Source organism: Allobrachymonas denitrificans DSM 15123, from assembly GCF_900110225.1.
Taxonomy (GTDB): domain Bacteria; phylum Pseudomonadota; class Gammaproteobacteria; order Burkholderiales; family Burkholderiaceae_C; genus Brachymonas; species Brachymonas denitrificans.
In genome coordinates this window covers 284,271-310,345 of sequence record NZ_FOCW01000001.1, presented here as the reverse complement: position 1 = coordinate 310,345, position 26,075 = coordinate 284,271, and the positions used below count along the sequence as shown (strand labels likewise).

Annotated in this window: 27 protein-coding genes and 1 tRNA gene; 18 read left to right on the top strand and 10 right to left on the bottom strand. The window is 64.2% G+C overall.

Going from position 1 to position 26,075, the window contains the following annotated elements; translation table 11 throughout:
* Positions 1 to 83: 83 nt before the first annotated feature.
* The 6 genes from BMW28_RS01465 to BMW28_RS01440 form a co-directional block, all read right to left on the bottom strand.
* Entirely contained in the window at positions 84 to 416 is a 333-nt protein-coding gene (locus BMW28_RS01465) for an STAS domain-containing protein (RefSeq protein WP_091813039.1), read from the bottom strand.
* 2 nt (positions 417 to 418) lie between these two features.
* Positions 419 to 1,060 carry an MlaC/ttg2D family ABC transporter substrate-binding protein gene (locus BMW28_RS01460; RefSeq protein WP_200785692.1) on the bottom strand — a complete coding sequence of 214 codons (642 nt, stop codon included), beginning with the start codon at positions 1,058 to 1,060 and terminating at the stop codon, positions 419 to 421.
* Between the two features lie 178 nt (positions 1,061 to 1,238).
* Positions 1,239 to 2,270, bottom strand: a complete 1,032-nt coding sequence (locus BMW28_RS01455) for an MlaA family lipoprotein (RefSeq protein ID WP_091813037.1) — start codon at positions 2,268 to 2,270, stop codon at positions 1,239 to 1,241.
* Between the two features lie 60 nt (positions 2,271 to 2,330).
* Complete coding sequence (mlaD, locus tag BMW28_RS01450; protein ID WP_091813035.1) at positions 2,331 to 2,951, bottom strand: outer membrane lipid asymmetry maintenance protein MlaD; 621 nt, start codon at positions 2,949 to 2,951, stop codon at positions 2,331 to 2,333.
* 22 nt (positions 2,952 to 2,973) lie between these two features.
* Positions 2,974 to 3,753, bottom strand: coding sequence for a lipid asymmetry maintenance ABC transporter permease subunit MlaE (gene mlaE, locus BMW28_RS01445; RefSeq protein ID WP_091813033.1), 780 nt, complete (start codon positions 3,751 to 3,753; stop codon positions 2,974 to 2,976).
* Positions 3,750 to 4,601 carry an ABC transporter ATP-binding protein gene (locus BMW28_RS01440; RefSeq protein WP_091813031.1) on the bottom strand — a complete coding sequence of 284 codons (852 nt, stop codon included), beginning with the start codon at positions 4,599 to 4,601 and terminating at the stop codon, positions 3,750 to 3,752. Before BMW28_RS01440 ends, mlaE begins: the two co-directional genes overlap by 4 nt.
* 256 nt (positions 4,602 to 4,857) lie before the next feature.
* Between BMW28_RS01440 and BMW28_RS01435 the strand changes: the two genes are divergently transcribed.
* On the top strand, positions 4,858 to 5,229 hold the full coding sequence (locus tag BMW28_RS01435; protein WP_091813029.1) for a type II toxin-antitoxin system RelE/ParE family toxin: 372 nt from the start codon (positions 4,858 to 4,860) through the stop codon (positions 5,227 to 5,229).
* The gene (locus tag BMW28_RS01430; protein WP_091813027.1) at positions 5,222 to 5,533 is read left to right on the top strand and encodes a helix-turn-helix domain-containing protein; all 312 of its coding nucleotides are present in this window, start codon (positions 5,222 to 5,224) and stop codon (positions 5,531 to 5,533) included. The genes BMW28_RS01435 and BMW28_RS01430 overlap by 8 nt, the downstream gene beginning before the upstream one ends.
* Positions 5,534 to 5,583: 50 nt before the next feature.
* Here the strand turns inward: BMW28_RS01430 and miaB are convergent, their stop codons facing one another.
* Positions 5,584 to 6,936 (bottom strand): tRNA (N6-isopentenyl adenosine(37)-C2)-methylthiotransferase MiaB, encoded by a 1,353-nt coding sequence (gene miaB, locus BMW28_RS01425; protein WP_091813026.1) that lies wholly within the window; start codon positions 6,934 to 6,936, stop codon positions 5,584 to 5,586.
* Between the two features lie 285 nt (positions 6,937 to 7,221).
* Between miaB and BMW28_RS01420 the strand changes: the two genes are divergently transcribed.
* Both BMW28_RS01420 and BMW28_RS01415 read left to right on the top strand, forming a co-directional pair.
* Positions 7,222 to 8,523, top strand: a complete 1,302-nt coding sequence (locus BMW28_RS01420; RefSeq protein ID WP_091813024.1) for an anaerobic C4-dicarboxylate transporter — start codon at positions 7,222 to 7,224, stop codon at positions 8,521 to 8,523.
* 163 nt (positions 8,524 to 8,686) lie between these two features.
* Positions 8,687 to 8,983 (top strand): BrnA antitoxin family protein, encoded by a 297-nt coding sequence (locus BMW28_RS01415; protein ID WP_091813022.1) that lies wholly within the window; start codon positions 8,687 to 8,689, stop codon positions 8,981 to 8,983.
* Positions 8,984 to 8,992: 9 nt separating this feature from the next.
* Here BMW28_RS01415 and gltS read toward each other — a convergent pair whose 3' ends face one another.
* The 3 genes from gltS to BMW28_RS01400 form a co-directional block, all read right to left on the bottom strand.
* The gene (gltS, locus tag BMW28_RS01410; protein ID WP_091813020.1) at positions 8,993 to 10,270 is read right to left on the bottom strand and encodes a sodium/glutamate symporter; all 1,278 of its coding nucleotides are present in this window, start codon (positions 10,268 to 10,270) and stop codon (positions 8,993 to 8,995) included.
* Between the two features lie 205 nt (positions 10,271 to 10,475).
* Positions 10,476 to 10,552: transfer RNA gene (locus BMW28_RS01405), tRNA-Met, on the bottom strand.
* A gap of 112 nt (positions 10,553 to 10,664) precedes the next feature.
* Complete coding sequence (locus BMW28_RS01400) at positions 10,665 to 11,444, bottom strand: enoyl-CoA hydratase (RefSeq protein WP_091813018.1); 780 nt, start codon at positions 11,442 to 11,444, stop codon at positions 10,665 to 10,667.
* Between the two features lie 136 nt (positions 11,445 to 11,580).
* Here BMW28_RS01400 and rodA point away from each other — a divergent pair, with 136 nt between their 5' ends.
* The 14 genes from rodA to BMW28_RS01330 all read left to right on the top strand — a co-directional run bounded on the left by rodA (position 11,581) and on the right by BMW28_RS01330 (position 25,991).
* Entirely contained in the window at positions 11,581 to 12,735 is a 1,155-nt protein-coding gene (rodA, locus tag BMW28_RS01395) for a rod shape-determining protein RodA (protein WP_091813017.1), read from the top strand.
* A gap of 164 nt (positions 12,736 to 12,899) precedes the next feature.
* Positions 12,900 to 13,238, top strand: coding sequence for a YegP family protein (locus BMW28_RS01390; protein WP_091813015.1), 339 nt, complete (start codon positions 12,900 to 12,902; stop codon positions 13,236 to 13,238).
* 88 nt (positions 13,239 to 13,326) lie between these two features.
* A complete protein-coding gene (tldD, locus tag BMW28_RS01385; protein WP_200785691.1) occupies positions 13,327 to 14,850 on the top strand; it encodes a metalloprotease TldD in 1,524 nt (507 codons plus the stop codon).
* A 329-nt stretch (positions 14,851 to 15,179) separates the two neighbouring features.
* Positions 15,180 to 16,304: a 3-deoxy-7-phosphoheptulonate synthase gene (locus tag BMW28_RS01380; RefSeq protein WP_091813013.1), complete on the top strand. Its 1,125-nt coding sequence runs from the start codon at positions 15,180 to 15,182 to the stop codon at positions 16,302 to 16,304.
* A 201-nt stretch (positions 16,305 to 16,505) separates the two neighbouring features.
* Entirely contained in the window at positions 16,506 to 16,817 is a 312-nt protein-coding gene (locus BMW28_RS01375) for a hypothetical protein (RefSeq protein ID WP_091815316.1), read from the top strand.
* Positions 16,818 to 16,994: 177 nt separating this feature from the next.
* On the top strand, positions 16,995 to 18,515 hold the full coding sequence (gene exaC / locus BMW28_RS01370; protein ID WP_091813011.1) for an acetaldehyde dehydrogenase ExaC: 1,521 nt from the start codon (positions 16,995 to 16,997) through the stop codon (positions 18,513 to 18,515).
* Positions 18,516 to 18,669: 154 nt separating this feature from the next.
* Positions 18,670 to 19,059, top strand: a complete 390-nt coding sequence (locus tag BMW28_RS01365; RefSeq protein ID WP_091813010.1) for a DUF779 domain-containing protein — start codon at positions 18,670 to 18,672, stop codon at positions 19,057 to 19,059.
* A 39-nt stretch (positions 19,060 to 19,098) separates the two neighbouring features.
* Positions 19,099 to 20,517 carry a UDP-N-acetylmuramate:L-alanyl-gamma-D-glutamyl-meso-diaminopimelate ligase gene (mpl, locus tag BMW28_RS01360; RefSeq protein ID WP_091815313.1) on the top strand — a complete coding sequence of 473 codons (1,419 nt, stop codon included), beginning with the start codon at positions 19,099 to 19,101 and terminating at the stop codon, positions 20,515 to 20,517.
* Between the two features lie 3 nt (positions 20,518 to 20,520).
* Positions 20,521 to 21,117 (top strand): hypothetical protein, encoded by a 597-nt coding sequence (locus tag BMW28_RS01355; RefSeq protein ID WP_091813008.1) that lies wholly within the window; start codon positions 20,521 to 20,523, stop codon positions 21,115 to 21,117.
* Between the two features lie 32 nt (positions 21,118 to 21,149).
* On the top strand, positions 21,150 to 21,719 hold the full coding sequence (locus BMW28_RS01350) for a TlpA disulfide reductase family protein (protein WP_234969929.1): 570 nt from the start codon (positions 21,150 to 21,152) through the stop codon (positions 21,717 to 21,719).
* A 191-nt stretch (positions 21,720 to 21,910) separates the two neighbouring features.
* Positions 21,911 to 22,381 carry an acetyl-CoA carboxylase biotin carboxyl carrier protein gene (accB, locus tag BMW28_RS01345; RefSeq protein WP_091813006.1) on the top strand — a complete coding sequence of 157 codons (471 nt, stop codon included), beginning with the start codon at positions 21,911 to 21,913 and terminating at the stop codon, positions 22,379 to 22,381.
* Positions 22,382 to 22,554: 173 nt separating this feature from the next.
* Positions 22,555 to 23,910 (top strand): acetyl-CoA carboxylase biotin carboxylase subunit, encoded by a 1,356-nt coding sequence (accC, locus tag BMW28_RS01340; RefSeq protein WP_091813004.1) that lies wholly within the window; start codon positions 22,555 to 22,557, stop codon positions 23,908 to 23,910.
* 65 nt (positions 23,911 to 23,975) lie between these two features.
* Positions 23,976 to 24,887 carry a 50S ribosomal protein L11 methyltransferase gene (gene prmA, locus BMW28_RS01335; RefSeq protein WP_091813002.1) on the top strand — a complete coding sequence of 304 codons (912 nt, stop codon included), beginning with the start codon at positions 23,976 to 23,978 and terminating at the stop codon, positions 24,885 to 24,887.
* A 198-nt stretch (positions 24,888 to 25,085) separates the two neighbouring features.
* Positions 25,086 to 25,991, top strand: a complete 906-nt coding sequence (locus tag BMW28_RS01330) for a carbohydrate kinase family protein (protein ID WP_091812999.1) — start codon at positions 25,086 to 25,088, stop codon at positions 25,989 to 25,991.
* Positions 25,992 to 26,075 lie beyond the last annotated feature (84 nt).

The window sequence follows — 26,075 nt, the reverse complement described above, 5'->3', positions numbered from 1 at the left end:
CCCGTCAGGGCCATACGTGACAACGCCCCGATGCCGCAAGGCAGACCGGGGCGTTTTTTTCGTGCGTTGCGCGAGGCAGGCGCTCAGGCAGGCTGTGCGGCCGGCGCGGGGAGCAGCAACTCATGCACACCATACAAGCGCGCCAGTTCGACCAAGCGCAGCGGCGCAGCGTGCAGGTGCAGGCTGGCGCCCCGCTCCATCGCCTGCCGCTGCAGGGCCAGCAAGGTCGCCAGCGCCGAAGAGTCGAAGCTCTGCAGCGCACTTGCGTCGACCTGGGCCTGCTGCCCTTGCCCGCCCTCGCGCAGGCGCGCCATCAGGGCCTGCGTGACCGTGCCGGCATTGGTTGCATCCAGCCGGGCCGGCAGGGCCAGGCTGATGACGGGCGTACTGCCGGCGGAAGGCTCGCGGGTGGTCATGCTTACTTGCCGGCTGCGTTGGACTTGTTCTTGGCCGCCAGGGTGGCGATCAGGCCGTCGATGCCCTTGGTGTTGACTTCCTGGGCAAACTGCTGCTTGTAGGAGTCGATCATCCAGACGCCGCCAATGTTCAGGTTGTAGGCCTTCCAGCCCAGACCCTTGCCCGGGGTACGGGTCAGGCGGTAGTCGAGGCTGACAGGGTCGCCGGAGCCGACCAGCTGGCTGCGCACGACCACGTCATTGGCACCCGCGGAGCCAGCACGCATGGGCAGCACCTTGACCTCACGGTTGCCGACGGCATTGAAAGCGCCGGCATAGGTGCGCACCAGCAGGCGCTTGAATTCCTGCTGCAGCTGGCCTTTCTGGGCCGGGGTGGCGTTGCGCCAGGCCGGGCCGACAGCCGAGGCCGTCATGCGGGCGAAATCGACATGGGGCATGACCTTGCTGTCGACCAGCGCGATGATCTTGTTGATGTCACCGCCCTGCAGCGCCCTGTCGGCCTTGATGGCAGCCAGGGTTTCGCCGGAAACCTTCAGCACCATGGCATCGGGAGCCAGGTCGGCGGCGAAGGACGGCGTGGCCACTGCAGCGGCCAGGGCGGCGGCACCAGCGATACGGGTCAGGGTACGGCGATTCATCATCATGTTCTTTGCTCCTTGTTGGTTGCGTGCACTGTGCGGTTTGCGCGGACAGGCATTGGATACCTGATCATGGCAAGGGTTTCCGCCAGCGCGGGGCCGAGTTGCAACACGGTGCAACGCCAGCCGTGGCGGCGATGTGCCTTGTTGCTTCCCTTGCCGTCATTGTTACAAATACTGTGGTTTAGCGGCGCCAGAAGTTGGTGCCCCAGTTCGGATCCAGATGCTCCAGCAGCTGCGGCACGGCGGGCACATAGTAGGGAGTCGGGCCTTTTTGCACCGGGGCGCCGCTCTCGGGTTCGAAGCCTTCCGGCGGGGGCTCGTAACCGTCGGAATCCGCGCCGGGGCCGGAGGGAGCGGCCGGGGCGGCTGGCACGGAGGCGGAGGCGGCGCTTGCCGGCGTGGCTGCCGGCGCCTCGCCCTCCATGCCTTCCGGCGGCGGCTCGTAGCCATCGCTGTCGGCGCCATCGGCAGGGGCCGAGGCGCCTGCGGACGCTGCCAGGGCCGCGCTGCGCTTGCCGGCATCGCGCGTGTGGAGGTAGGCATCGCGCAGGACGCTGTAGGGGTCGAGCGCGGCCTGGTTGAGCAGGTCGCTGGCATCGAGCAGCTGGGCACGCTGGTTGATCACGCTGAGGGCGTTGACCTGGTTGCGCGTGGGCACGTGCTCGATGGCACCGATGGGGTTGCCGTTCATGTCGACCGGCAGGGCCACGGTGTCACGCACGGTGGAGGGGCCAAGCAGCGGCAGCATCAGGTACGGACCGGTGCCCACGCCCCAGCGGCCGAGCGTGAGGCCGAAATCCTGCTTGACGCGCGGAATCTGCGCCTCGCTGGCGACGTCGAACACGCCGCCGAGGCCGAAGGTGGTGTTGATGGTGAAGCGCCAGAAGTTGTCCATGGCCTCCTGGCCCTTGAACTGCAGCGCGCTGTTTATCGCCGACCAGGCATCGGTCAGGTTGTTGAAGAAGTTGCGCACGCCGCTTTGCACGAAGTTGGGCGTGACCTTGGTGTAGACGGTGGCGACCGGCTTGAGCACGGCCTGGTCAACGGCGTCGTTGAACTTGTAGACGCCGCGGTTCCAGGGCTCGAGCGGATCGCGCGGGTGGGCGTTGGGGCCGGTGGCGCAACCGGCGAGTACGGCGGCGCTGCCGAGGCAGAGCACGGCGGTGGTGCGGCGCAGGGCTGTACGGCGGATGGCGGTGGACGGATGGTTCATGATGGGGCTCGAAACGCGGTTGTGAGCGGCGGCGCCGGGTTTTTCCAGGATGGCAGTTGCTTAGCGTGCGGCTGCACTTGCCGCAGAGGCAGCGCCTGCAGCGGTGGCCGGATCATCGGCGCTTGCCTGAGCGTGCACGGCAGACGCTGCGGGCGCGGCTTCGGCATCCGCCGGTGTTGCGTCTGTGGCCGGCTCGGCACTTTCGCTACCGGCCGGCGGCGTGCCGGCTTCGAGCGCCTTGCTGTTCATGAACTGGCCGATCAGGTTCTCGAGCACGACAGCGGACTGGGTGTTGGTGATTTTGTCTCCGGCTTTCCAGTTGGTGTCGCTGTAGCCGGCCTCGATGCCGATGTACTGGTCGCCCAGCAGGCCGCTGGTCATGATCTTGAGCGAGCTGTCGTTGGGGAAGTGGTAGCGCTCGTTCATGTCGAGCGTGACGGTGGCCTGGTAGGTCTTGTCGTCGAAGTCGATGCTCTTGACGCGGCCGACGACCACGCCGGAGCTCTTGACGGCAGACTTGGGCTTGAGGCCGCCGATGTCCTGGAACTGGGCCTGCACCTGGTAGCCGCCGCCACCACTGAGGCTGAGCAAGTTGCCGGCTTGCAGGGCCAGGAACAGCAATGCGGCTGCACCCAGCAGCACGAACAGGCCGACCCAGATATCGATTTTGGAACGTTGCATGGAAGCTTTCCTTGGAATGCGGTCAGATGCTGAACATCATGGCGGTGAGCAGGAAGTCGAGCGCGAGCACGGTGAGCGATGCCACCACCACGGTGCGGGTGGTGGCGCGCGACACGCCTTCGGGCGTGGCCCGGGCGCTGTAGCCTTCGAGCAGGGCAATAAAGGTGACGGCAATGCCGAACACGAAACTCTTGATGACGCCGTTGGCCACGTCTTTCCAGACGTCGACCCCGTTCTGCATCTGGCTCCAGAAGGAGCCGGGATCGAGGCCGATCAGCTGCACGGCGACCAGCCAGGCACCGATGATGCCGACGGCGCTGAAGATGGCAGCCAGGATGGGCATGGCGATGACACCGCCCCAGAAGCGCGGCGCCAGAATGCGCTGCACCGGATCGACGGCCATCATCTGCATGGCGTCGAGTTGCTCGCCGGCCTTCATCAGGCCGATTTCGGCGGTGAGCGAGGTGCCGGCGCGGCCGGCGAACAGCAGGCCGGTGACGACCGGGCCCAGTTCACGCAGCAGGCTGAGCGCCACCAGCAGACCAACCGATTCGGACGAGCCGAAGCTCTTGAGCGTGTAGTAGCCCTGCAGGCCGAGCACGAAGCCGACAAACAGGCCGGAGATGGCGATGATGGAGAGCGAGTAGTTGCCCAGGAAGTGCACCTGATCGCGGATCAGGCCGAAGCGGCGCCAGGCGCCCAAGGAAGTGATGAGCCGCGCGAACAGGCGCGCGCCGGTGCCGAGGCGCACGATCTGCTGGCGGATGGCGTAGCCGATGTCGGCGGGATTGAGCAGGCTCATGGGCGGCCTTTCTGGCGGGCGAGGCCGAAGTCTTCGCCCAGGGTGGGGCCGGGGTAGTGGAAGCGCACCGGGCCTTCGGGCTGGGCGTTGACGAACTGGTGCACCAGCGGATCGCTGCTGTTGCGCACTTCTTCCGGCGTGCCTTGCGCGGCGACGCCGCCGTTGGCCAGGATGACGATATGGTCAGCGATCAGGAAGGTTTCCACCAGGTCGTGCGAGACGATGATGCTGGTGAGGCCCATGGCGTCGTTGAGCTCGCGGATCAAACGCGCGATGGTGCCGAGCGAGATCGGGTCGAGGCCGGCGAAGGGCTCGTCGTACATGACCAGTTCGGGATCGAGCGCGATGGCGCGGGCCAGGGCGATGCGGCGCGCCATGCCGCCGGAGACTTCGCTCGGCATCAGGTCGCGCGCGCCACGCAAGCCGACGGCGTTGAGCTTCATCAGCACGATGTCGCGGATCATGGATTCGGGCAGGCGCGTGTGCTCGCGCAGCGGGAAGGCCACGTTGTCGAACACGTTCATGTCGGTGAACAGCGCGCCGAACTGGAACAGCATGCCCATGCGGCGGCGGGCGGCGTAGAGCTCGGTCTGGCTGAGCTTGCCGATGTCCTGCCCATCGAACAGTACCTGGCCTTGCTGGGCGCGTTGCTGGCCACCGATCAGGCGCAGCACGGTGGTCTTGCCGCCGCCAGAAGCGCCCATGATGGCCGTGACCTTGCCGCGCGGTACGTCCAGCGAAACATCCTCGAGGATCTTGCGCGGGCCGCCGTAGCCGAAATGGACGTGCTGCAGCTGCACCAAGGGCGCAGCCGGCATGGCGATGGGCGCGGGGGAAACGGATGACATATGCGGCATTCTAAATCGCGGACGAAATCATCCCTGGCAGCGGCCGTGAAATTGTCACTGAGAAAGAAGTGATTACGTTTATTGCTGCCTTGGAAAGACCTCGTTAAACACCGAACCCATGCGACCTCTCCAGATACGCACTGGGCCAATGCAACTTACGCCGTCCCACCTTCACTCATTCGATCCTCGGCTCTTCAATAATATAATACTTTAGAAATAGTTTATAACCTTGACGGAATAGTCTTCAGGAGGAATAATGCCAGTCAAGTGGGAGGTGGAATACACGGACGAGCTGGGTGATTGGTGGGCAAGTTTGACTGAAGCAGAGCAGGAATCCATTGATGCATCAGTGCGTCTTCTGGAAGAAAAAGGACCTGGTCTTGGATTCCCTCACAGTTCGGGAATCAAGGGTTCAAGGCACCCCCACATGCGGGAGCTGCGCATCCAGCACGAAGGTCGACCGTACCGGATTCTGTATGCGTTTGACCCTCGCCGTTGCGCCATTCTCCTGCTGGGAGGCGACAAGACCGGCAATGATCGCTGGTACCTCAGTCAAGTGCCGCTTGCCGACCGCTTGTACGACACGCATATCGCGATACTGAGAAAGGAAGGGCAGATCAATGGCTAAAAAATTCAGCGAATTGCGTGCCCGCATGTCGCCGGAGGCGCAAGCGCGCGCTGCTGCACGCGCCGAAGCCATGCTGGTTGAGATGCAGTTGCAGGAACTGCGCAAGGCGAGAAAGGTGACTCAGGTCGAGGTTGCCAAAGCCATGAGCGTGGAACAAGCCGCCATCTCCAAGCTGGAGCGCCGCGACGACATGTATGTCAGCACACTGCGTGAGTACGTCAAGGCGCTGGGAGGGGAGTTGAAGCTGGTCGCATCCTTTCCTGATGCGGACATTCTGGTGCACCCCTTCGAGCTGACTCACTGACGCTCGCTGGCCATTCTTTACTGGAGGACGAGTGGACCCTCTCCCGGTATTCAGGCCACCACCACTTCACCCCGCAGCGAGTGCGGCAGTGCGCTGGTGATGCGCACGTCCAGCATCTGGCCGATCAGGCGATCGCGCTGCGGGCCGGCGGGGAAGTTGACGATGCGGTTGCAGGCGGTGCGGCCCATCAGTTCGTTCGGGTCCTTGCGCGAGGGGCCTTCAACCAGGATGCGCTGGATGGTGCCGACGCGGCTTTCGCTGATGCGGCGCACGTTTTCTTCGAGCCTGGCCTGCAGCTGCTGCAGGCGCTTGAGCTTGACTTCGTGCGGGGTGTCATCGTGCAGGTTGGCCGCAGGCGTACCGGGGCGCGGGCTGAAGATGAAGCTGAAGGAGCTGTCGTAGCCGACATCGTCGATCAGCTGCATCATCTTCTGGAAGTCTTCTTCCGTCTCGCCGGGGAAGCCGACGATGAAGTCGCTGCTCATGGACATGTCCGGGCGCACCACGCGCAGCTTGCGGATGATGCTCTTGTATTCCATCGCGGTGTAGCCGCGCTTCATGGCCATCAGGATGCGGTCGCTGCCGTGCTGCACCGGCAGGTGCAGATGGCTGACGAGTTGCGGCACCCTGGCGTAGACGTCGATCAGGCGCTGGGTGAATTCGTTCGGGTGGCTGGTGGTGTAGCGGATGCGCTCGATGCCGGGGATTTCGGCCACGTACTCGATCAGCATGGCGAAGTCGGCGATTTCGTCGCTGTCGCCCATCTTGCCGCGGTAGGCGTTCACGTTCTGGCCCAGCAGCGTGATTTCCTTGACGCCCTGCTCTGCCAGGCCCGCGACTTCGACCAACACTTCCTCGAACGGGCGGCTGAATTCCTCGCCGCGCGTGTAGGGCACGACACAGTAGCTGCAGTACTTGCTGCAGCCTTCCATGATGGAGACGAAGGCCGAGGCGCCTTCCACGCGGGCGGGCGGCAGGTGGTCGAATTTCTCGATTTCGGGGAAGCTGATGTCGACCTGTGCCTTTTGCTGCGCGACGCTTTCGGTGAGCAGCTCGGGCAGGCGGTGCAGGGTTTGCGGGCCGAACACCACATCCACGAAGGGCGCGCGCTTGATGATCTCCTCGCCTTCCTGGCTGGCCACGCAGCCGCCCACGCCGATCTTGACGCCCCTGGCCTTGAGGTGCTTGACGCGGCCCAGATCGCTGAACACCTTTTCCTGCGCCTTTTCGCGCACGGAGCAGGTGTTGAACAGGATCAGGTCGGCCTCTTCGGGGTTGTCGGTCTTCTCGTAGCCCTGGGCGACGCCCAGCACGTCGGCCATCTTGTCCGAGTCGTACTCGTTCATCTGGCAGCCGAAGGTTTTGATGAAGACTTTCTTGGGGGCGGTGGTGATGTCGGTCATGGTGTCAGCGGTTCGTGGTGTTGATCCAGAGGCTGGAAAAGAAAATGCGCTGCAGGATGCAGCGCAGACAAAGGATTGATTTTATCGGATGCGCCGGTTTGCGTCAGGTTTTGCGGCTGCCGCCGGCTTTCTGCAGTTGCCGCAGCGCGTCACCGATGGGGTGGACGGTTGCCCGATTTTCAAAACATGTGCACGCAACGCTCGAAATTTCAAACCGGCGCAGCGCTCCCCTGTGAAACACGAGGCGTAGAGTGGAGGGGTTGTGTAGTTCCATGGAGTGTGTTCATGTGGGTAATGGAGTTGGCAGTGGTACTCGCTGCCATCGTGCTGGGTACGCGTCTGGGCGGTGTCGCCATTGGTTATACGGGGGGTCTGGGGGTGCTGGTGCTGACCCTGGTTTTCGGGCTCAAGCCCGGCCACATCCCCATGGATGTGATCCTGATCATCATGTCGGTGATTGCCGCGATTGCCGCCATGCAGGTGGCGGGCGGACTGGATTTCATGGTGCACATCGCCGAGCGCATCCTGCGCCGCAATCCACGCCATGTGACCTTGCTGGCTCCGATGGTGACTTACATCATGACGCTGCTGGCCGGCACCGGCCATACCGCGTTTTCCACGCTTCCGGTGATCGCAGAGGTGGCCAAGGAACAGGGCATCCGCCCCTCGCGCCCGCTCAGCATCGCCGTGGTGGCTTCGCAGATCGCCATCACGGCCTCGCCCATCTCCGCCGCCGTGGTGTTCATGAGCGGCGCGCTGGAGCCGCTGGGCGTGGGCTATCTGACCTTGCTGGCCATCTGCATCCCCACCACCTTCGTGGCCTGCATGCTCACCGCCCTGCTGTGCAACCATCTGGGCGTGGAACTGGCCCAGGATCCGGTCTACCAGGACCGTCTGGCCAAGGGCTTGGTCACGCTGCGCGGTGAAACCCGCATGCAGATCCTGCCGGGCGCGAAGAAATCCGTCGCCATCTTCCTCGCCGCCATCGTTGCGGTAGTGCTGTATGCCACGCTGATCAGCGACAAGGTCGGGCTGATCCAGAATCCGGTGCTGCCGCGCAACGAGGCCATCATGGTGTTCATGCTCTCTGCCGCCACGCTGATCTGCCTGCTGTGCCGCATCGACACCGGCAAGATCACCTCCACTGCCACCTTCAAGTCCGGCATGAGCGCCTGCATCTGCATTCTGGGCGTGGCCTGGCTGGGCGACACCTTCATCAGCGCCCACATCGAGGACATCAAGGCCGTTTCGGGCACCATCCTACAGCAGTCTCCCTGGCTGCTGGCGGTGGTGTTCTTCTTTGCCAGCATGCTGCTGTACTCGCAGGCTGCCACGGCCAAGGCGCTGGTTCCTTCTGCGTTGCTGCTGGGCGTGAGCCCGGTCACGGCCATCGCGTCCTTCGCGGCCGTCAGCGCCCTGTTCGTGCTGCCCACCTATCCCACGCTGCTGGCCGCGGTGGAAATGGATGACACCGGCTCCACTCGCATAGGGCGCTGGGTATTCAACCACCCGTTCATGATTCCGGGGGTGGTGGCGATTTCGCTGAGCGTGGCGCTGGGATTTCTGGTGGGCAACTGGGTGCTGTGAGTCGGCAGCAACGCACAATAACACGAATAAATTAATTCTTTAGTATTTATTTGGGTAGAATCGTTTTTCAATCCGCGTCCCAGAGGCCCGTTTCCTGCCTCTGCTCCCGCAGAACGTCGCATCATCAGCCTGAGAAAAGCGAACGCGAGAGAGGTGCTACGCTATGCCACAGACTATCAAGAGCCGCACGGGCAGAGTGCTTCGAATCCCCTCTGCTGCTGAAGACGCCACGATTACCGCAGCAGCACAAGCTGACCAGGACGCACGCCCACTGACTGATGCCGAATGGGAAGAGGCCCGTCCCAGGCTACGTCGTGGCCGCCCCGCAGGTAGCGGTAACAAGACGCAAGTGACCTTGCGCATTGACAGCGCCGTGCTCGATGTCTTCAAGGCCTCCGGCGCTGGATGGCAAACGCGCATCAACGAAGCGTTGAAAGCCTGGGTGAAGCATCACGCGTAGGGCTTGGGCTCAACGCAGAAACGGCAGCTGCGTGAACACCTGCAGAATCGCCGCGTTCACCAAGTCCACAAAGAACGCCCCCACCATGGGCACGATCAGGAAGGCCTTGTAAGACACCCCGTAGCGGTCGGTAATGGCCTGCATGTTGGCAATGGCGGTGGGCGTGGCGCCCATGCCGAAGCCGCAGTGGCCCGCTGCCAGCACCGCCGCGTCATAGTCGCTGCCCATCACCCGGAAGGTAACGAAGCTGGCGTAGAGCATCATCACCAGCGTCTGCACCACCAGGATCACCATCACCGGGAGGGCCAGATCGGTCAGTTCCCACAGGCGCAGCGAGAGCAGCGCCATCGCCAGGAACAGTGACAGCGAGGCGTTGCCGAACACGTCGATGGCGCGGTCGAACATGTCGAACTTGAAGAAGTTGGTCAGCACGTTGCGGATGATCACGCCGCCGGCCAGCGCCCAGACAAAGGTGGGCAGTTCGAATGCCGTGCCCTTGGCCACCGTGGTCATCACGCCGGCAAAGGCCATGCAGCCCGCAAACAGCGCCAGCGTCTCGATGGTGGACGAGGCCGTGATCAGGCGGATTTCGTCCGGCTTGTCGAACATGGCTTCGTCGGGCTGATCACCCTCTTCGGTATGGCGCGTGCTGTAGAGCGACTGCGACGCGGCCACGGCTTCCACTTCGGTCTGGTTTTCGGGCTTGGGTAGCTTCTGGTGGCCGATCTTCTTGATCAGGTAGCGCGCCACCGGCCCGCCGATCAGGCCGCCAGCCACCAAACCGAAGGTGGCCGTTGCAATGCCCAGCGTGGTGGCACCGGTGATGCCGTAGCGGCTCTCGAGCACCGGCCCCCAGGCACCGGCCGTGCCATGCCCGCCAGTCAGCGTGATGGAGCCTGTCACCAGGCCGATCAGCGGCTCCAGCCCCAGCACGGACGCCATGCCCACGCCCACCACGTTCTGCAGCAGGATGAAGGCGGCCACCACCATCAGGAAAATGGCCAGGGGCTTGCCGCCCGCTTTCAGCCGGCTGAAATCCGCACTCAGGCCGATCGACGAGAAGAACATCAGCATGAAGGCGGTCTGCAGCTGCGTCTCGAACTTGAAGGTCAGCCCGAAAAAGGCATTGAGCACCACCACCAGCAACCCGGCCACCAGGCCGCCCGCCACCGGCTCGGGAATGTTGAAGTCCGACAGAAACCTGATCTTCACGATCAGGAAGCGGCCTAGCAGCAATACCAGCGTGGCCAGAATCATGGTGTAGTAGCCGTTGAGTGCGATTTCCATGGGTGTGGGATTCCTCTTGTCAATGGGGACGTGCTTGTGACTCGCCCATACTGAATGCAATGCAATTTCGGCCGATTTTGGCACGGGTTGCCATTTGCGCCGAATGCCACTGGCGTTAATGCCGCTGGAATCAAGAAAAGAGGAGTGCCGGCGCGGGCAAAGAAAAAGCACCTGGGTGATTTCTCACCGAGGTGCTTTTCAGATTTGGTGGCGCTTCACGGATTCGAACCGCGGACCTGTGGATTATGATTCCATCGCTCTAACCGACTGAGCTAAAGCGCCGAAGACCGCTATTGTAGCAGCGTTTTTTCATGCCTGCGTCATGTTTGCCTGCTGTGTTGCAAAATTTTCGCAGACACCCGCCAGCATCCCTGCCGGCGGGCTGCAACAACCATCAGTTGTTGGTGAAGTTGGCCGGACGCTTCTCGACGAAGGCGGCCATGCCTTCCTTCTGGTCGTTGGTGGCGAACAGGCTGTGGAACAGGCGACGCTCGAACCACACGCCGTCGTTCAGCGAACCTTCGAAGGCACGGTTCACGGATTCCTTGCAGGCGATGGCCGTCAGGCGCGGCATGCTGGCGATGGTGATGGCGGCAGCCAGGGTCTCTTCCATCAGCTTGTCCAGCGGCACCACGCGGCTCACCAGGCTGGCGCGCTCGGCTTCCTCGGCGTTCATCATGCGGGCGGTCAGGCACATGTCCATGGCTTTGCTCTTGCCCACGGCGCGCGGCAGGCGCTGCGTGCCACCGGCACCAGGAATCACGCCCAGTTTGATTTCGGGCTGGCCGAACTTGGCGTTGTCAGCAGCGATGATGAAATCGCACATCATGGCCAGTTCGCAGCCACCGCCCAGGGCGAAGCCGCTCACGGCAGCGATCACCGGCTTGCGGATGGTGCGGATGGTTTCCCAGTTGCGGGTGATGAAGTCACCGCCGTAGGCGTCGGCAAAGCCGTACTTGGCCATCAGCGTGATGTCCGCGCCAGCGGCAAAGGCCTTCTCGCTGCCGGTGATGACCATGCAGCCGATGGCGTCGTCGGCGTCAAACGCCTGCAGGGCCTGGCCCAGCTCGTTCATCAGCGTGTCGTTCAGGGCGTTGAGCGCCTTGGGACGGTTCAGCGTGATAACGCCAACCTTCTCGGCTTCGACGCGGGTGGTAATGCATTCATAGGTCATGGGTCGCTCCTCGCAGGGTTTTTGTGAGTGAAAAAATGGACTCCATGACTATACCCTGTTGCGCGGGTACTCCATGCACGCCGCAGCCCCCAAAAGCGCACCCGCGCACAGGCCGGAACTGGGATAATGCAGCCCCATGTCTGCTGTTCTCGACCGGCCGCCGCTGTGGCGGTCTGCTTTTGCGCTGTTCAAGGGGTTCGATCCCCTGCTCACCCTGGCGATCCTGCTGTTGATGGGCATTGGCCTCACGGCCATGTACTCGTCCGGCTTCGACCACGGCACGCGCTTTGTCGATCACGGCCGCAACATGCTACTGGCGGCCGGCATCATCTTCGTGGTGGCGCAGATTCCGCTGCAGCGCCTGGCCCAGCTGGCCGTGCCGCTATACACGCTGGGCGTGGTGCTGCTGGTGGCGGTCTTGCTGTTCGGCATCACCAAGAAAGGCGCCACACGCTGGATCAACGTGGGCGTGGTGATCCAGCCCAGCGAGCTGCTCAAGATCTCCATGCCGCTGATGCTGGCCTGGTGGTTCCAGCGGCGCGAGGGCACGCTCTACGCCATGGACTTCATCATCGCCGGCCTGCTGCTGATGCTGCCGGTGGGACTGATCATGAAGCAGCCCGACCTGGGCACCTCGCTGCTGGTGATGATGGCCGGCGGCGCCGTCATCTTCTTCGCCGGCCTGAGCTGGAAGCTGGTAATTCCGCCCGTGCTGCTGGGCGCCGTCGGCATTGGCCTGCTGATCGCCTTCGAGCCCAGCCTGTGCAAGCCGGGCGTGGACTGGCATGTGCTGCACGAGTACCAGCGCCAGCGCGTCTGCACCCTGCTCGACCCCACACGCGATCCGCTGGGCAAGGGCTTCCACATCCTGCAGGGCATGATCGCGATCGGCTCGGGCGGCATCTGGGGCAAGGGCTTCATGCAGGGCACGCAGACGCACCTCGAATTCATTCCCGAGCGCACCACCGACTTCATCTTCGCCGCCTATTCCGAAGAGTTCGGCATGGTGGGCAATCTGGCACTGCTGGCAGCCTACCTGTTCCTGATCTTCCGCATCTTCTACATTGCCGCCAACGCCAGCACGCAGTTCGGTCGCCTGCTGGCCGGGGCCATCGGCGTCATCTTCTTCACCTACGCCTTCGTGAACATGGGTATGGTCAGCGGCATCTTGCCGGTGGTGGGCGTGCCCCTGCCCTTCGTCAGCTACGGCGGCACCGCCATGGTGACGCTGGGGCTGTCGCTCGGCATCCTGTTTGCCATCGCGCGGGACAAGCGCACCTTCCGCACCTGACTCCGGCATGGTCGCGGCGTGACAAATGCCGCGAAATGCGGGAGAACCATCAAGCGGGCAATGGCACAACCGCCTCGGGAGCACGCTACCATGGTGCTGGCAGTTTCCACGCAAGCCCGGCAGGGCTTTGCCCCCTCTTCTTCCAGCACGCAAGGAGCATCTCCATGGCCGCCCAGTTCGACCTGAAAAAATCCAGCAACGGCAAATTCTTCTTCTCGCTCAAGGCCGGCAATGGCCAGGTCATCCTGAACAGCGAAATGTACGAAGCCAAGGCCAGCGCCACCAACGGCATCGAATCCGTCAAGAAGAATGCACCCGAAGATGCGCGCTATGACCGTCTGAGCGCCAAGGACGGCTCCCCCTACTTCACGCTCAAGGCCACCAACGGCCAGGTCATCGGCCAGAGCCAGATGTACTCCAGCGAAGCCACGCGCGATGCCGGCATCGAGTCGGTCAAGACCAACGCGCCCGGCGCCGCCGTGAACGACCTGACCAGCGCCTGATTCCGCACCGGTTCCTGTTCCGCACAGCCATTGCCCCGCACGCCCTGCGGGCAATGGCTGTTTTGCTTCCTGCCCCTACAATCCGTGCATGAACATGAGTGTCCCCTTTGCCGCTCCTGCAGTGGCTTCCCCCTCGGTCAAAGGCACGCGCGAGCGCCTGGCCATTGCCGAATCGCTGCTGCTCGAACCCTTCGGCCTGACGCGCCACCACCTGCACAAGGCGCTGGCCGCCATGCACACGCGCAAGGTGGATGATGCCGACCTGTATTTCCAGACCACCTGCAGCGAAGGCTGGAGCCTGGAGGAAGGCATCGTCAAGACGGGCAGTTTCAGCATCGACCAGGGCGTGGGCGTGCGTGCCGTTTCCGGCGAGAAAACCGCCTTTGCCTATTCGGATGACATCTCCTTTGCCTCGCTGATGGATGCGGTGCGCACGGTGCGCGCCATTGGTGCCACCGGCAAGCAGGGCCGCGTCAAGACCAGCGTCAAGGCCAAGGCCGAGAAGGTGGCGCGCAGCCGCCAGCTGTATGCGGCACTCAACCCGATTCCCACGCTGGACAGCGCCGCCAAGGTGGCACTGCTGGAGCGCATCGAGAAAATGGCGCGCGCCAAGGATCCGCGCATCAAGCAGGTGATGGCCGGCCTGGCCGCCGAGCATGACGTGGTGCTGGTGGCCCGCGCCGATGGCACGCTGGCGGCCGACGTGCGCCCGCTGGTGCGCATGAGCCTGACGGTGATCGCCGAACAGGAACAGGGCGGAAAGACACGCCGCGAGGTGGGCTCCGCCGGCGGCGGCGGCCGTCTGGGCCTGGACTATTTCGACGACGCCCTGCTGGCGCAGTATGTGGACGAGGCCGTCAACGCGGCCCTGACCAATCTGGAAGCGCGCCCTGCTCCCGCCGGTGAAATGGACGTGGTACTCGGTGCCGGCTGGCCCGGTGTGCTGCTGCACGAAGCCATCGGCCACGGGCTGGAAGGCGACTTCAACCGCAAGGGCAGCAGCGCCTTCACCGGCCGCATCGGCCAGCGCGTGGCGGCCAAGGGCGTGACCGTGCTGGACGACGGCACCCTGCCCGACCGCCGCGGCAGCCTGAACGTGGATGACGAAGGCAACCCGACGCAGCGCACCGTGCTGATCGAAGACGGCATCCTCGTGGGCTACCTGCAGGACCGCATGAACGCGCGCCTGATGCGCGGCAAGACCACCGGCAACGGCCGCCGCGAAAGCTACGCCCACACCCCCATGCCACGCATGACCAACACCTACATGCTGGGCGGCAACGAGGATCCGCAGGCCATCATCGGCAGCCTGAAGAAGGGCCTGTACGCCAGCAACTTCGGGGGCGGCCAGGTCGACATCACCAGCGGCAAGTTCGTGTTCTCCGCCAGCCAGGCCTGGTGGGTGGAAGACGGCAAGCTGCAGTACCCTGTCAAGGGCGCCACGCTGATCGGCAACGGCCCGGATGCGCTCACGCGCGTGGCCATGATCGGCAATGACATGCGCCTGGACAGCGGCGTCGGCACCTGCGGCAAGGAAGGCCAGAGCGTGCCGGTGGGCGTGGGTCAGCCGACCATGCGCATCAACGGACTGACCGTCGGCGGCACCGCCTGAAGAAGCCTCGAAGCGCGCCAGGACGGGTGTGTGACGCGGCCCAGCAGGGCGCATGGGCCGAGCTATGGGCAGCCCGAATTTGTAAATTTGTAAAAAAACGCAACCTGAAATTGACAGATGCGTCAGACTTCGTGGTATATTCGGTTCCATGCAAGTTTCACGCGCTTTTTATTTTGGCTTTTGGTTCTCAGTCTTTGGCGGACGAGAGGCTTAAGCACAGCTGTAGAGCGCAACCCTCATGAACCGCCCGGTGCCCCCTGGCGGTTTTTTTTCGTCCCTGTTCCCCAACGTTTCTTCCCGATCCATTTCCCTCCAAAGGAGTTTTGCAGATGTCTCCCAAGTCCCAAGACAATGCCTTGTATGCGCAGCCGGCCGACAAGACCAGCCAGACCGACAACGCCCGCATCAAGAACCTCACCATGCTGCCTCCTCCGGAACACCTGATCCGCTTCTTCCCGATCAAGGGTTCGCCCGTCGAGTCGCTGATCGGCAAGACGCGCAAAACCATCCACGACATCATGCGCGGCAAGGATGACCGCCTGCTGGTGATCATCGGCCCGTGCTCCATCCACGATCCGGCCGCCGCCATCGACTACGCCAAGCGCCTGGTGCAGCTGCGCGAGACCTACAAGGACACGCTGGAAATCGTGATGCGCGTCTACTTCGAGAAGCCCCGCACCACCGTCGGCTGGAAGGGCCTGATCAACGACCCCTACCTGGACGAGAGCTGCCGCATCGACGAAGGCCTGCGCATTGCCCGCCAGCTGCTGATCGACATCAACCGCATGGGCCTGCCCGCCGGCAGCGAGTTCCTGGACGTGATTTCTCCCCAGTACATCGGTGACCTGATCAGCTGGGGCGCCATCGGCGCACGCACCACCGAGAGCCAGGTGCACCGCGAACTGGCCAGCGGCCTGTCGGCCCCGATCGGCTTCAAGAACGGCACCGACGGCAACATCAAGATCGCCACCGACGCCATCCAGGCAGCCTCGCGCGGCCACCACTTCCTGTCGGTGCACAAGAGCGGCCATGTGGCCATCGTGCAGACCGACGGCAACCCGGACTGCCACGTGATCCTGCGCGGCGGCAGCAAGAACACCAACTTCGACGCCGGCAGCGTAAAGCATGCCTGCGACGAGCTGGAAGGCGCCAAGCTGCACGGCAGCGTGATGGTGGATTGCAGCCACGCCAACAGCAGCAAGAAGCACGAGCGCCAGGTTGACGTGGCACGCGACATTGCCGGCCAGATTGCGGACGGCTCCAAGCAGGTGTTCGGCGTGATGATCGAGAGCCACATCCATGGCGGCGCGCAGAAGTTCACGCCCGGCAAGGACAATGTGAAGGATCTGGAATACGGCAAGAGCATCACCGATGCCTGCCTGGGCTGGGATGACTCCATCCAGGCGCTGCAGCTGCTGTCGGATGGCGTGAAGGCCCGCCGCAAGCGCAAGTAATACCAAAGACCGGAAAGCGCCAGCCAATTGTCGGGCTGGCGCTTTTTTCTTCTGCAAAAGCGCTACTTCTAGGGTTTTTCCTATCCTGCAAAGCCCTTGTCGACCCTGCGCTAATTGTCGTCAGATGGTATGCTCTTTTACATTGCCGGCCATTCCATGGCTGCGGCACGCCTCACACCAGAACATATTCCGGAGACAACCATGCAAAGCGAACTCAAGGTCAAATTCAATGCGCGCGACGAATTCGTGCTGCCGCTGGAACACGTGCCGCAGATGGATTCCCACGCCGCACGCCAGTGGCTGGACGGCGAGTTCACGCGCATGGAATGCGAACCGATTCGCGGCTCCGGCAAGGTGCTGAACGCCGACAAGGTGGTGCGCGTGGCCCAGGCTGCCGGTCCCAGCGGCTTTGCCAATGCCGATTGGGCCCAGTCCTTCGCCAGCGCAGCCCGCGCGGCCCTGGCCAAGGACGTGATCGTCATCGACGCCGAGAACACCGCCATCTCCTTCTGATGTCCTGACGCGCGCCCCTGCAGACGGGCGCGCTTGCAGACGCTTGCATTTCGCTGCTCGGGACTTTCCCTGAAAGGCGGACACGCAGCAAACGTCTGCCGCTATGCTGGATCCTGACCCTGCACGGACGTGCTGTTCGTGCAGGGCTTCCTTTCCTTTTCAGACAGGAGACCAGCCATGATCTATCCCGCTCCCGGCCAGGACGGCGCCCCGGTGCAATTCAAGGCCCGCTACGAGAACTTCATCAACGGGCAGTGGACGCCCCCCGTGAAAGGCAAGTACGCGGACAACGTCACCCCCATCACCGGCAAGTCCTATTGCCAGGTGCCGGATGGCACGGCAGAAGACATCGAGCTGGCGCTGGACGCCGCCCATGCCGCCAAGGACAAGTGGGGCCAGACCTCCACCACCGAACGCAGCAACATCCTGATCAAAATTGCCGAGCGCATCGAGGCCAATCTGGAAAAGCTGGCCTATGCCGAAACCGTGGACAACGGCAAGCCGATCCGCGAGACCATGGCGGCCGACATTCCGCTGTCTGCCGACCATTTCCGCTACTTTGCCGGCTGCATCCGCGCGCAGGAAGGCGGCATCTCCGAGATCGACGCCACCACCATCGCCTACCACTTCCATGAGCCGCTCGGCGTGGTGGGCCAGATCATTCCCTGGAACTTCCCGATCCTGATGGCGGCGTGGAAGCTGGCGCCCGCGCTGGCTGCCGGCAACTGCATCGTGCTCAAGCCGGCTTCGGCCACGCCCACCAGCATTCTGGTGCTGATGGAGCTGATTGCCGACCTGCTGCCGCCGGGCGTGCTCAACATCGTGAACGGCTCGGGCCGCGCGGCCGGGATGACGCTGGCCTCCAGCCCGCGCATTGCCAAGATCGCCTTCACCGGCTCCACCTCCACCGGCCGCGTGATTGCCCAGGCCGCTGCCAACAGCCTGATTCCGGCCACGCTGGAGCTGGGCGGCAAGTCGCCCAACATCTTCTTCGAGGATGTGATGGACCGGGACGATGCCTATCTGGACAAGGCAGTGGAAGGCCTGGTGCTGTTTGCCTTCAACAAGGGCGAAGTCTGCACCTGCCCGTCGCGTGCGCTGATCCAGGAATCCATCTACGACCGCTTCATCGAGCGCTGCCTGCAGCGCATCGCTTCCATCAAGCACGGCAACCCGCTGGACACCGAGACCATGCTGGGCGCGCAGGCCTCCGAAGAACAGGTGACCAAGATCGGCTCCTATCTGGACCTGGGCAAGCAGGAAGGTGCCGAAGTGCTGTGCGGCGGCGAACGCGCCCAGATGCCGGGTGACCTGGCCGGCGGCTACTACATCCAGCCGACGCTGTTCAAGGGCCACAACAAGATGCGCGTGTTCCAGGAGGAAATCTTCGGCCCTGTGCTGGCCGTGACCACCTTCAAGGACGAGGCCGAAGCGCTGGCCATTGCCAACGACACCATCTACGGCCTGGGCGCCGGCGTGTGGAGCCGCAACGGCAACATCGCCTACCGCATGGGCCGCGGCATCAAGGCCGGCCGCGTCTGGACCAACTGCTACCACCACTACCCGGCTCATGCGGCCTTCGGTGGCTACAAGGAATCCGGCATCGGCCGCGAGAACCACAAGATGATGCTGGCGCACTACCAGCAGACCAAGAACCTGCTGGTGAGCTACAGCGAGAACAAGCTGGGCTTCTTCTGAGGTCGCAGCCGCCCGGGCGCTCCCGCGCCTTGCCCTGATCGGGGACGGGAGCGCCGGGCAAGTTGCCTGCAGCCGGCGACTACTCTCCTGCGGGGGAGTCGTCGCCGGCCAGTTCGCCCCGGGGCTGCCCGGGGCCAACAACGAGGAGCACATCATGGTCGAACGTGTCATTGCCACCCCCGAAGCGCTGGCGCTGATCCGGCAACTGCAGCAGGAACATGGCGAGCTGATGTTCCACCAGTCCGGCGGCTGCTGCGACAACAGCGCGGCCAACTGCTACCTGCCCACCGACCTCACCGTCGGCATCCGCGATCTGAAGCTGGGCGAAGTGGGCGGCGTGCCCTTCTACATCAGCAAGACCCAGTTCGAGACCTGGAAGCACACGCAACTGATCCTCGACGTGATCGACGGACGTGGCGGCACCTTCTCGCTGGAGGAGCCGACCGGCAAGGCCTTCCATACCCGCTCGCGCGTGTTCACGCCCGAGGAGCAGGCCTGGCTGGACCAGCACCCCCCGCAGGACATGGCGCCGGACTTTTCCTGAGGCCGGCTGGCAGGGTTGGCAGCGCCTACAATGCCAGCCATGCATATCCACATTCTCGGCATTTGCGGCACCTTCATGGGCGGTGTCGCGGCGCTCGCCCGCGAGGCGGGTCACAAGGTCACCGGTTGCGACGCCGGCGTCTATCCGCCCATGAGCGACCAGTTGCGCGCGCTCGGCATCGACCTGATCGAAGGCTTCGGCGCCGACCAGACTGCGCTGCAGCCCGACATGTACGTCATCGGCAACGTGGTCAGCCGCGCCCGGCTGGACGATGGCACGCCCAAGTTCCCGCTGATGGAAGCGATTCTGGATCAGGGCCTGCCGTATACCAGCGGGCCACAGTGGCTGTCCGAGCATGTGCTGCAGGGCCGCCATGTGCTGGCCGTGGCCGGCACGCACGGCAAGACCACCACCAGCGCCATGCTGGCCTGGGTGCTGGAAGCTGCCGGCCTGCAGCCGGGCTTTCTGGTGGGGGGCGTACCGCTGAACTTTGGCGTGTCTGCCCGTCTGGGTGAAGTGGTGCCGGGCCATGCGCGCAACTACTTCGTGATCGAGGCCGACGAATACGACACGGCCTTCTTCGACAAGCGCAGCAAGTTCGTGCACTATCGCCCGCGCACGGCCATCCTGAACAACCTCGAATTCGACCACGCCGACATCTTCGACAACCTGGCCGCCATCGAGCGCCAGTTCCACCATCTGGTGCGTACCGTGCCCTCCACCGGCTGCGTGGTGGCCAACGGGCTGGAAGAATCGCTGACGCGCGTGCTGCATCAGGGCTGCTGGAGTCCGGTGCAGACCTTTGGCAGCGCCGTGAGCGACTACACCGCCGAAGGCGAGCCGCATGACTTTGCCGTGCTGCACCAGGGCAAGCCGGTGGGCCGCGTGCAATGGGCCTGGAGCGGCGTGCACAACCAGCTCAACGCGCTGGCAGCCATTGCCGCAGCCGCCCATGTGGGTGTGGACCCTGCCGTGGCGGCCGAGGCCCTGGGCCGTTTTGCCAACGCCCGCCGCCGCATGGAAGTGCGCGGCACCGTGGAGCGCGACGGTGGCCTGATCACCGTGTACGACGACTTTGCACACCATCCGACCGCCATCCGCACCACCGTGGACGGCCTGCGCCGCAAGCTGGATGCCGAAGGCCGCAAGGACGACCGCATCCTGGCCGTGTTCGAGCCGCGCAGCAACACCATGAAGCTGGGCACCATGAAGTCGCAGCTGCCCTGGAGCCTGGAACAGGCCGATCTGGCCATCTGCCACAGCGGCGGGCTGGACTGGGATGCCGGCGAAGCGCTGGCCGAGATGGGCGCGCGTGCACAGGTTGCAACCGATGTGCCCTCTGCCATCGCCCAGGTGCTGGCAGCCGCGCGCCCAGGCGACCATGTGCTGTGCATGAGCAATGGCGGCTTTGGCGGCATCCACGGCCAACTGCTGGAACAACTGGCCACCAGGGGCTGAGCCATGAACGGCCTGCTTGAGACGGAGCTGCTGCAGACGGCAGCCCGTCTGGTGGTGGAAGAAGGGCTGGAATACGGGGCGGCCAAGCACCGGGCCGTCAAGCAGCTGAAGCTGCCGGCCCGCACCGCTCTGCCCGACAACGAGTCGCTGGAAGCCGCGGTGCGCGAGTACATCGCGCTGTTCTGCGCCGACACCCAGCCGGCCGAACTGGCCGCCCTGCGCGATCTGGCACTGGTCTGGATGGACCGGCTGCAGGAGTTCCAGCCCCTGATCGGCGGCGCCATCTGGCATGGCACGGCCACACGCCTGAGCGATATCTACCTGCAGCTGTTCAGCGATGATCCAAAAGCCGTAGAAATCGTGTTACTTAATCAAGGTGTAGACTATGAGGCAACCCGTGTAAGCGGGCTGCAAGGTGCGACCGACGCGCTGAGCATTCATGCCTGGTGCGAAGGCCTGGGCGAGGATGTGGGCGTGCATCTGCTGGTGAACGATACGCTCGCCCAGCGCGGTGCCCTGCAGCCTGACAGCCAGGGCCGCCGTCCGCGCGGCAATGCGGCCCAGTTGCGCGAGCGCATGCAGCCGGACGCAGCCAGCTAGCCCTCTTCTGACCTGATTCATCTCCTATCGCCATGACATCGTCCAAGAAAGCCCCCGCCTCCTCTCCAACGCGTCGTGGCTGGCTGGGATGGGCGGTGGCAGCGGCCGGTCTGGGCGCAGCCGGTGTGGCGGCCTGGCGATTTGGCGCCACGCCTTCGGTGCCGCAACCCCCATCTGACTGGTGGAGCCATCGTCTTGCGCCGCCCCAGGGCGACGGCACGGTGGCGCTCGAGACTTTCCGTGGCAAGCCCCTGCTGGTGAACTTCTGGGCCACCTGGTGCCCGCCCTGCATCCGCGAGCTGCCCCTGCTGGATGCCTTCTACCAGCAACATCGCGATAACGGCCTGCAAATGCTCGGTATTGCTGTCGACCGGCCGGAAGCCGTGCAGCGTTTCCTGCGTGGCCGCCCACTGGATTTTCCGGTGCTGCTGGCGGGCGATGCCGGCATGGGACTGGCCCAGCCGCTGGGCAACAACCGCAATGCCCTGCCCTTCAGCGTGCTGTTCAATGCCGAGGGCGAGGCCCTGGAACACCGCCTCGGCGAGGTGGACCAGAAGACGCTCACGCGCTGGGCCGGACTGGTGCAAGTGGCAAAATCATAATTACGGAAGCCATCTGCGGGTAAAATAGCCGCATATCCAGTGCCGTGCGTCCAGCACACGCCTGTACCCGGATTCCTCCCGCTGCGATTGCGCAAGCACAACTTGGCGCATGATTGACGAAAAATCACCGAAGATGCGTGGTTTTACGCTACATTTCGACGTTAACGCAGCCTACAGCCTGAAAGACCCACATGGACCTACGCAAACTCAAGACCCTGATTGATCTGGTGTCTGAATCCAACGTTTCCGAACTCGAAATCACCGAAGCCGAGGGCAAGGTTCGCATCGTCAAGGGCGGCGGCGCCATGGTGCAGGGCTACGCGCCCATGATGCCCATGCAGCAGGCCATGCCGATGGCAGCTGCTCCGGCCGCACCTGCAGCAGCCCCGGCAGCCGCTGCCGAACCCGCTGCGGCCGCTGCTCCGGCCGGCCACAGCGTCAAGTCTCCCATGGTGGGCACCTTCTACCGTGCCAGCAGCCCCGGCGCCAAGCCCTTCGTCGAAGTGGGCAGCACCGTCAAGGAAGGCGATACCCTGTGCATCGTCGAAGCCATGAAGATCCTGAACGAGATCGAGGCCGACAAGGCCGGCACCGTGACGCAGATCCTGTGCGAGAACGGCGATGCCGTCGAGTTCGGCCAGCCGCTGTTCACCATCGAGTAAGTCCTTTCCGCTGCCGGCCCGATGGCTGGCGGCACTTCCTGCCCTGGATGCACCGCAGCCCGCCTGAGCGCCCGGTGCTTTGCCGCAGAGACCCCTGAAACTGGCCGGGCAGGCCACTCCCCCGCGCCGCACAGTGCGGCGCCAGGAGGTCGGGAGCGGCAGGAGAAACACGCATGTTCAAGAAAATTCTGATCGCCAACCGTGGAGAGATCGCCCTGCGCATCCAGCGCGCCTGCAAGGAAATGGGCATCAAGGCGGTCATGGTGTATTCCGAGGCCGACCGTGAAGCCAAGTACGTGAAGCTGGCCGACGAGGCCATCTGCATCGGCCCGGCCCCCTCCGCCCAAAGCTATCTGCACATGCCGGCCATCATTTCGGCGGCCGAAGTGACGGATGCCGAGGCCATCCACCCGGGTTACGGCTTCCTGAGCGAGAACGCCGACTTTGCCGAGCGCGTGGAAAAGAGCGGCTTTGCCTTCATAGGCCCGACCGCCGAATCGATCCGCATCATGGGCGACAAGGTGTCGGCCAAGCACGCCATGATCAAGGCCGGCGTGCCCTGCGTGCCCGGTTCCGACGGTGAATTGCCCGAAGATCCGGCCGAGATCAAGCGCATTGCCAAGCAGATCGGCTATCCGGTCATCATCAAGGCTGCCGGTGGCGGCGGTGGTCGCGGCATGCGCGTGGTGCATACCGAGGCAGCGCTGATCAACGCCGTGGCCATGACCAAGGCCGAAGCCGGCACCGCCTTCGGCAACCCCGCGGTCTACATGGAGAAATTCCTGCAGAACCCGCGCCATATCGAGATCCAGGTGCTGGCCGATACGCATCGCAACGCGGTCTATCTGGGCGAGCGCGACTGCTCCATGCAGCGCCGCCACCAGAAGGTGATCGAGGAAGCACCGGCGCCGGGCATCAACCGTCGCGCGCTGGAGCGCATCGGCGACCGTTGCGCCGCTGCCTGCCGCAAGATCGGCTACCGTGGCGCCGGCACCTTCGAATTCCTGTACGAGAACGGCGAGTTCTACTTCATCGAGATGAACACGCGTGTGCAGGTGGAGCACCCGGTGACGGAAATGGTGACGGGCATCGACATCGTGCGCGCCCAGATCCAGATTGCGGCGGGCGAGAAACTGCCGTTCACGCAGCGCCAGATCCTGCAGCAGTCGCGCGGCCACGCCATCGAGTGCCGCATCAACGCCGAAGACGCCTACAAGTTCATTCCCTCGCCCGGCCGCATCACGGCTTGGCATCCCCCGGGCGGCCCCGGCGTGCGCGTGGACAGCCATGTCTACACCAACTATTTCGTGCCGCCGACCTACGACTCCATGATCGGCAAGCTGATCGTGCATGGCGACACGCGCGAGCAGGCGATGGCGCGCATGCGCACTGCCCTGGGTGAGATCGTGGTGGAAGGCATCAACACCAACATCCCGCTGCACCGCGAGCTGATGGTGGACGCCCGCTTTGTCGAGGGCGGCACCAACATCCACTACCTGGAAGAGTGGCTGCACCAGCGCGAACGCTGATCCTGCCACCTGCTACGACCCGCCTCCGAGCGGGTCTTTTTCCTGATTGATACCCCGAGGTTGCCATGTACGAACTGCGCCTGCTCTGTCCCGAAGCCGATGTCGACGTGATCTGCGAAGCGCTGGATGCGCTGGACGCACTGAGCGTGTCGGTGGAAGATGCCGACGCCCATACCGAAGCCGAGCAGCCGCTGTTCGGCGAGCCGGGCATGCCGGCGCCGCGCGAGGGCTGGCAGCGCTCGCTGCTGGTCGCCCTGTTTGCGCAGGAGGAGCCGGCACGTGAGGCGGCGCGCCTGTTGCAGTTGCAGGACTTCTTTGGCGGATCCACCATCGTGGGCGTGCAGAACGTGCCCGAGCAGGACTGGGTGCGCCTGACGCAGTCGCAGTTCGCGCCGGTGGACATCACGCAGGAGTTCTGGATCGTGCCGAGCTGGCACGAGCCGCCTGCGGAGGCGAAGCAGGTGATCCGTCTGGATCCGGGTCTGGCCTTTGGCACCGGCACCCATCCCACCACGCGCATGTGCTTGCGCTGGATTGCGCGCAACGGCCAGCCGGGCGATGCAGGCAAGCTGGGCACGGTGCTGGACTATGGCTGCGGCTCGGGCATTCTGGCGATCGGTGCGGCCAAATTCGGTGCCACGCAGATCGATGCGGTGGACATCGACCCGGCCGCAGTGGAATCGACGCGCATCAACGCCGACAGCAACCATGTGACGCTGAACGCCGGCCTGCCGGATCTGGTGGACCCGGCCAACGGCCGCTACCAGACCGTGCTGGCCAACATTCTGGCCACGCCGCTGAAGGTGCTGGCGCCGCTGCTGGTGGCGCATGTGGCTGCCGGTGGCCATCTCGTGCTGGCCGGTATTCTGGAGCGCCAGGCCGACGAGTTGAAGCAAGCCTATGCGCCCTATATTGCGCTGGAGGTGGCCGACAGCGAAGACGGCTGGATCCTGATGACGGGGCGCAAGCCGGCCTGAACGCCCATTAGGCAGTGACGCTCCGCAGCACAACTTGCAGGCCTCGCGTGCGTACTTGCGGCTCTTGCGGCTCTTGCCGCTCTTGCGGCAGCCGCCACAGGATGCCAGGAGTCCCCACCGGGCTCCCGGCGTCTCCCCTGCCCCCACTCCCTTTTCTCCTGTCTGACCCGGCATTGCCCGGCTTTTCCGTTCTGACCCATGTCCATCCTGATTTCCGGCTCCGTCGCCTTTGACCACATCCTCGAATTCGGCGGCCACTTTGCCGAGCACATCCTGCCCGACCAGCTCGACAAGCTGAGCGTGTCCTTTCTGACGCCGCAGATGCGCAGCGATTACGGCGGCTGCGCCGGCAATATCGCCTACGCCGTGCGCCAGCTCGGGGGCACGCCGCTGCCGCTGGCCACTGTGGGACAGGATGGCGGGCACTATCTGGAGCGTCTGCGCCAGCTCGGCATTTCCACCGAGCACATTGCCGTGGCCCAGGACTGCTACACGGCCCAGTGCACCATCGTGACGGACAACCGCCAGAACCAAATCACCGCTTTCCACCCCGGTGCCATGGCCCAGGCGCATCTGAATCCGGTGCCGCAGGACAAGCCGATTGCCGTGGCCATCGTGTCGCCCAACGGCAAGGAAGCCATGCAGCAGCACTCCGAACAGCTGCATGCGGCCGGCATTCCCTTCGTGTTCGATCCGGGCCAGGGGATGCCGCTGTTCAATGCAGAGGAACTGCAGCGCCTGATCGATCTGGCGACCTGGACCACGCTGAACGAGTACGAAGCCCTGCTGCTGTGCGAAAAGCTGGGCTACGACCGTGCGGCGCTGTCGCGCCAGCTGCGTGGCCTGGTGGTGACGCTGGCCGAGGCCGGCTGCGAAGTCTGGCGTGATGGCAATTGTGAAGTGGTACCGCCTGTAGCTCCGACAGCCGTGGTTGATCCCACCGGCTGTGGCGATGCCTGGCGCGGCGCGCTGCTGCACGGGCTGGAACAGGGCTGGGATCTGGTGCGCTGTGCGCGTCTGGGCAACTACATGGGTGCGCTCAAGGTGGCGCATCGCGGGCCGCAGAACTACCAGGTGGACGCTGAGGCTGTCGCTGCCTGCTGATCCCCGGTGGCATCTGCCTGAGATGCTGCTTCAGGCACAACAAAGCCGCCTTCCTCCCTGCGGATGAAAGCGGCAACTCCGGGC

Excerpts from the sequence above, each read along its gene's own strand:
- BMW28_RS01465 (WP_091813039.1), bottom strand. The coding sequence starts at position 416 with ATGACCACCCGCGAGCCTTCCGCCGGCAGTACGCCCGTCATCAGCCTG.
- BMW28_RS01460 (WP_200785692.1), bottom strand. The coding sequence starts at position 1,060 with ATGATGATGAATCGCCGTACCCTGACCCGTATCGCTGGTGCCGCCGCC.
- BMW28_RS01455 (WP_091813037.1), bottom strand. The coding sequence starts at position 2,270 with ATGAACCATCCGTCCACCGCCATCCGCCGTACAGCCCTGCGCCGCACC.
- mlaD (WP_091813035.1), bottom strand. The coding sequence starts at position 2,951 with ATGCAACGTTCCAAAATCGATATCTGGGTCGGCCTGTTCGTGCTGCTG.
- mlaE (WP_091813033.1), bottom strand. The coding sequence starts at position 3,753 with ATGAGCCTGCTCAATCCCGCCGACATCGGCTACGCCATCCGCCAGCAG.
- BMW28_RS01440 (WP_091813031.1), bottom strand. The coding sequence starts at position 4,601 with ATGTCATCCGTTTCCCCCGCGCCCATCGCCATGCCGGCTGCGCCCTTG.
- BMW28_RS01435 (WP_091813029.1), top strand. The coding sequence starts at position 4,858 with ATGCCAGTCAAGTGGGAGGTGGAATACACGGACGAGCTGGGTGATTGG.
- BMW28_RS01430 (WP_091813027.1), top strand. The coding sequence starts at position 5,222 with ATGGCTAAAAAATTCAGCGAATTGCGTGCCCGCATGTCGCCGGAGGCG.
- miaB (WP_091813026.1), bottom strand. The coding sequence starts at position 6,936 with ATGACCGACATCACCACCGCCCCCAAGAAAGTCTTCATCAAAACCTTC.
- BMW28_RS01420 (WP_091813024.1), top strand. The coding sequence starts at position 7,222 with ATGTGGGTAATGGAGTTGGCAGTGGTACTCGCTGCCATCGTGCTGGGT.
- BMW28_RS01415 (WP_091813022.1), top strand. The coding sequence starts at position 8,687 with ATGCCACAGACTATCAAGAGCCGCACGGGCAGAGTGCTTCGAATCCCC.
- gltS (WP_091813020.1), bottom strand. The coding sequence starts at position 10,270 with ATGGAAATCGCACTCAACGGCTACTACACCATGATTCTGGCCACGCTG.
- BMW28_RS01400 (WP_091813018.1), bottom strand. The coding sequence starts at position 11,444 with ATGACCTATGAATGCATTACCACCCGCGTCGAAGCCGAGAAGGTTGGC.
- rodA (WP_091813017.1), top strand. The coding sequence starts at position 11,581 with ATGTCTGCTGTTCTCGACCGGCCGCCGCTGTGGCGGTCTGCTTTTGCG.
- BMW28_RS01390 (WP_091813015.1), top strand. The coding sequence starts at position 12,900 with ATGGCCGCCCAGTTCGACCTGAAAAAATCCAGCAACGGCAAATTCTTC.
- tldD (WP_200785691.1), top strand. The coding sequence starts at position 13,327 with ATGAACATGAGTGTCCCCTTTGCCGCTCCTGCAGTGGCTTCCCCCTCG.
- BMW28_RS01380 (WP_091813013.1), top strand. The coding sequence starts at position 15,180 with ATGTCTCCCAAGTCCCAAGACAATGCCTTGTATGCGCAGCCGGCCGAC.
- BMW28_RS01375 (WP_091815316.1), top strand. The coding sequence starts at position 16,506 with ATGCAAAGCGAACTCAAGGTCAAATTCAATGCGCGCGACGAATTCGTG.
- exaC (WP_091813011.1), top strand. The coding sequence starts at position 16,995 with ATGATCTATCCCGCTCCCGGCCAGGACGGCGCCCCGGTGCAATTCAAG.
- BMW28_RS01365 (WP_091813010.1), top strand. The coding sequence starts at position 18,670 with ATGGTCGAACGTGTCATTGCCACCCCCGAAGCGCTGGCGCTGATCCGG.
- mpl (WP_091815313.1), top strand. The coding sequence starts at position 19,099 with ATGCATATCCACATTCTCGGCATTTGCGGCACCTTCATGGGCGGTGTC.
- BMW28_RS01355 (WP_091813008.1), top strand. The coding sequence starts at position 20,521 with ATGAACGGCCTGCTTGAGACGGAGCTGCTGCAGACGGCAGCCCGTCTG.
- BMW28_RS01350 (WP_234969929.1), top strand. The coding sequence starts at position 21,150 with ATGACATCGTCCAAGAAAGCCCCCGCCTCCTCTCCAACGCGTCGTGGC.
- accB (WP_091813006.1), top strand. The coding sequence starts at position 21,911 with ATGGACCTACGCAAACTCAAGACCCTGATTGATCTGGTGTCTGAATCC.
- accC (WP_091813004.1), top strand. The coding sequence starts at position 22,555 with ATGTTCAAGAAAATTCTGATCGCCAACCGTGGAGAGATCGCCCTGCGC.
- prmA (WP_091813002.1), top strand. The coding sequence starts at position 23,976 with ATGTACGAACTGCGCCTGCTCTGTCCCGAAGCCGATGTCGACGTGATC.
- BMW28_RS01330 (WP_091812999.1), top strand. The coding sequence starts at position 25,086 with ATGTCCATCCTGATTTCCGGCTCCGTCGCCTTTGACCACATCCTCGAA.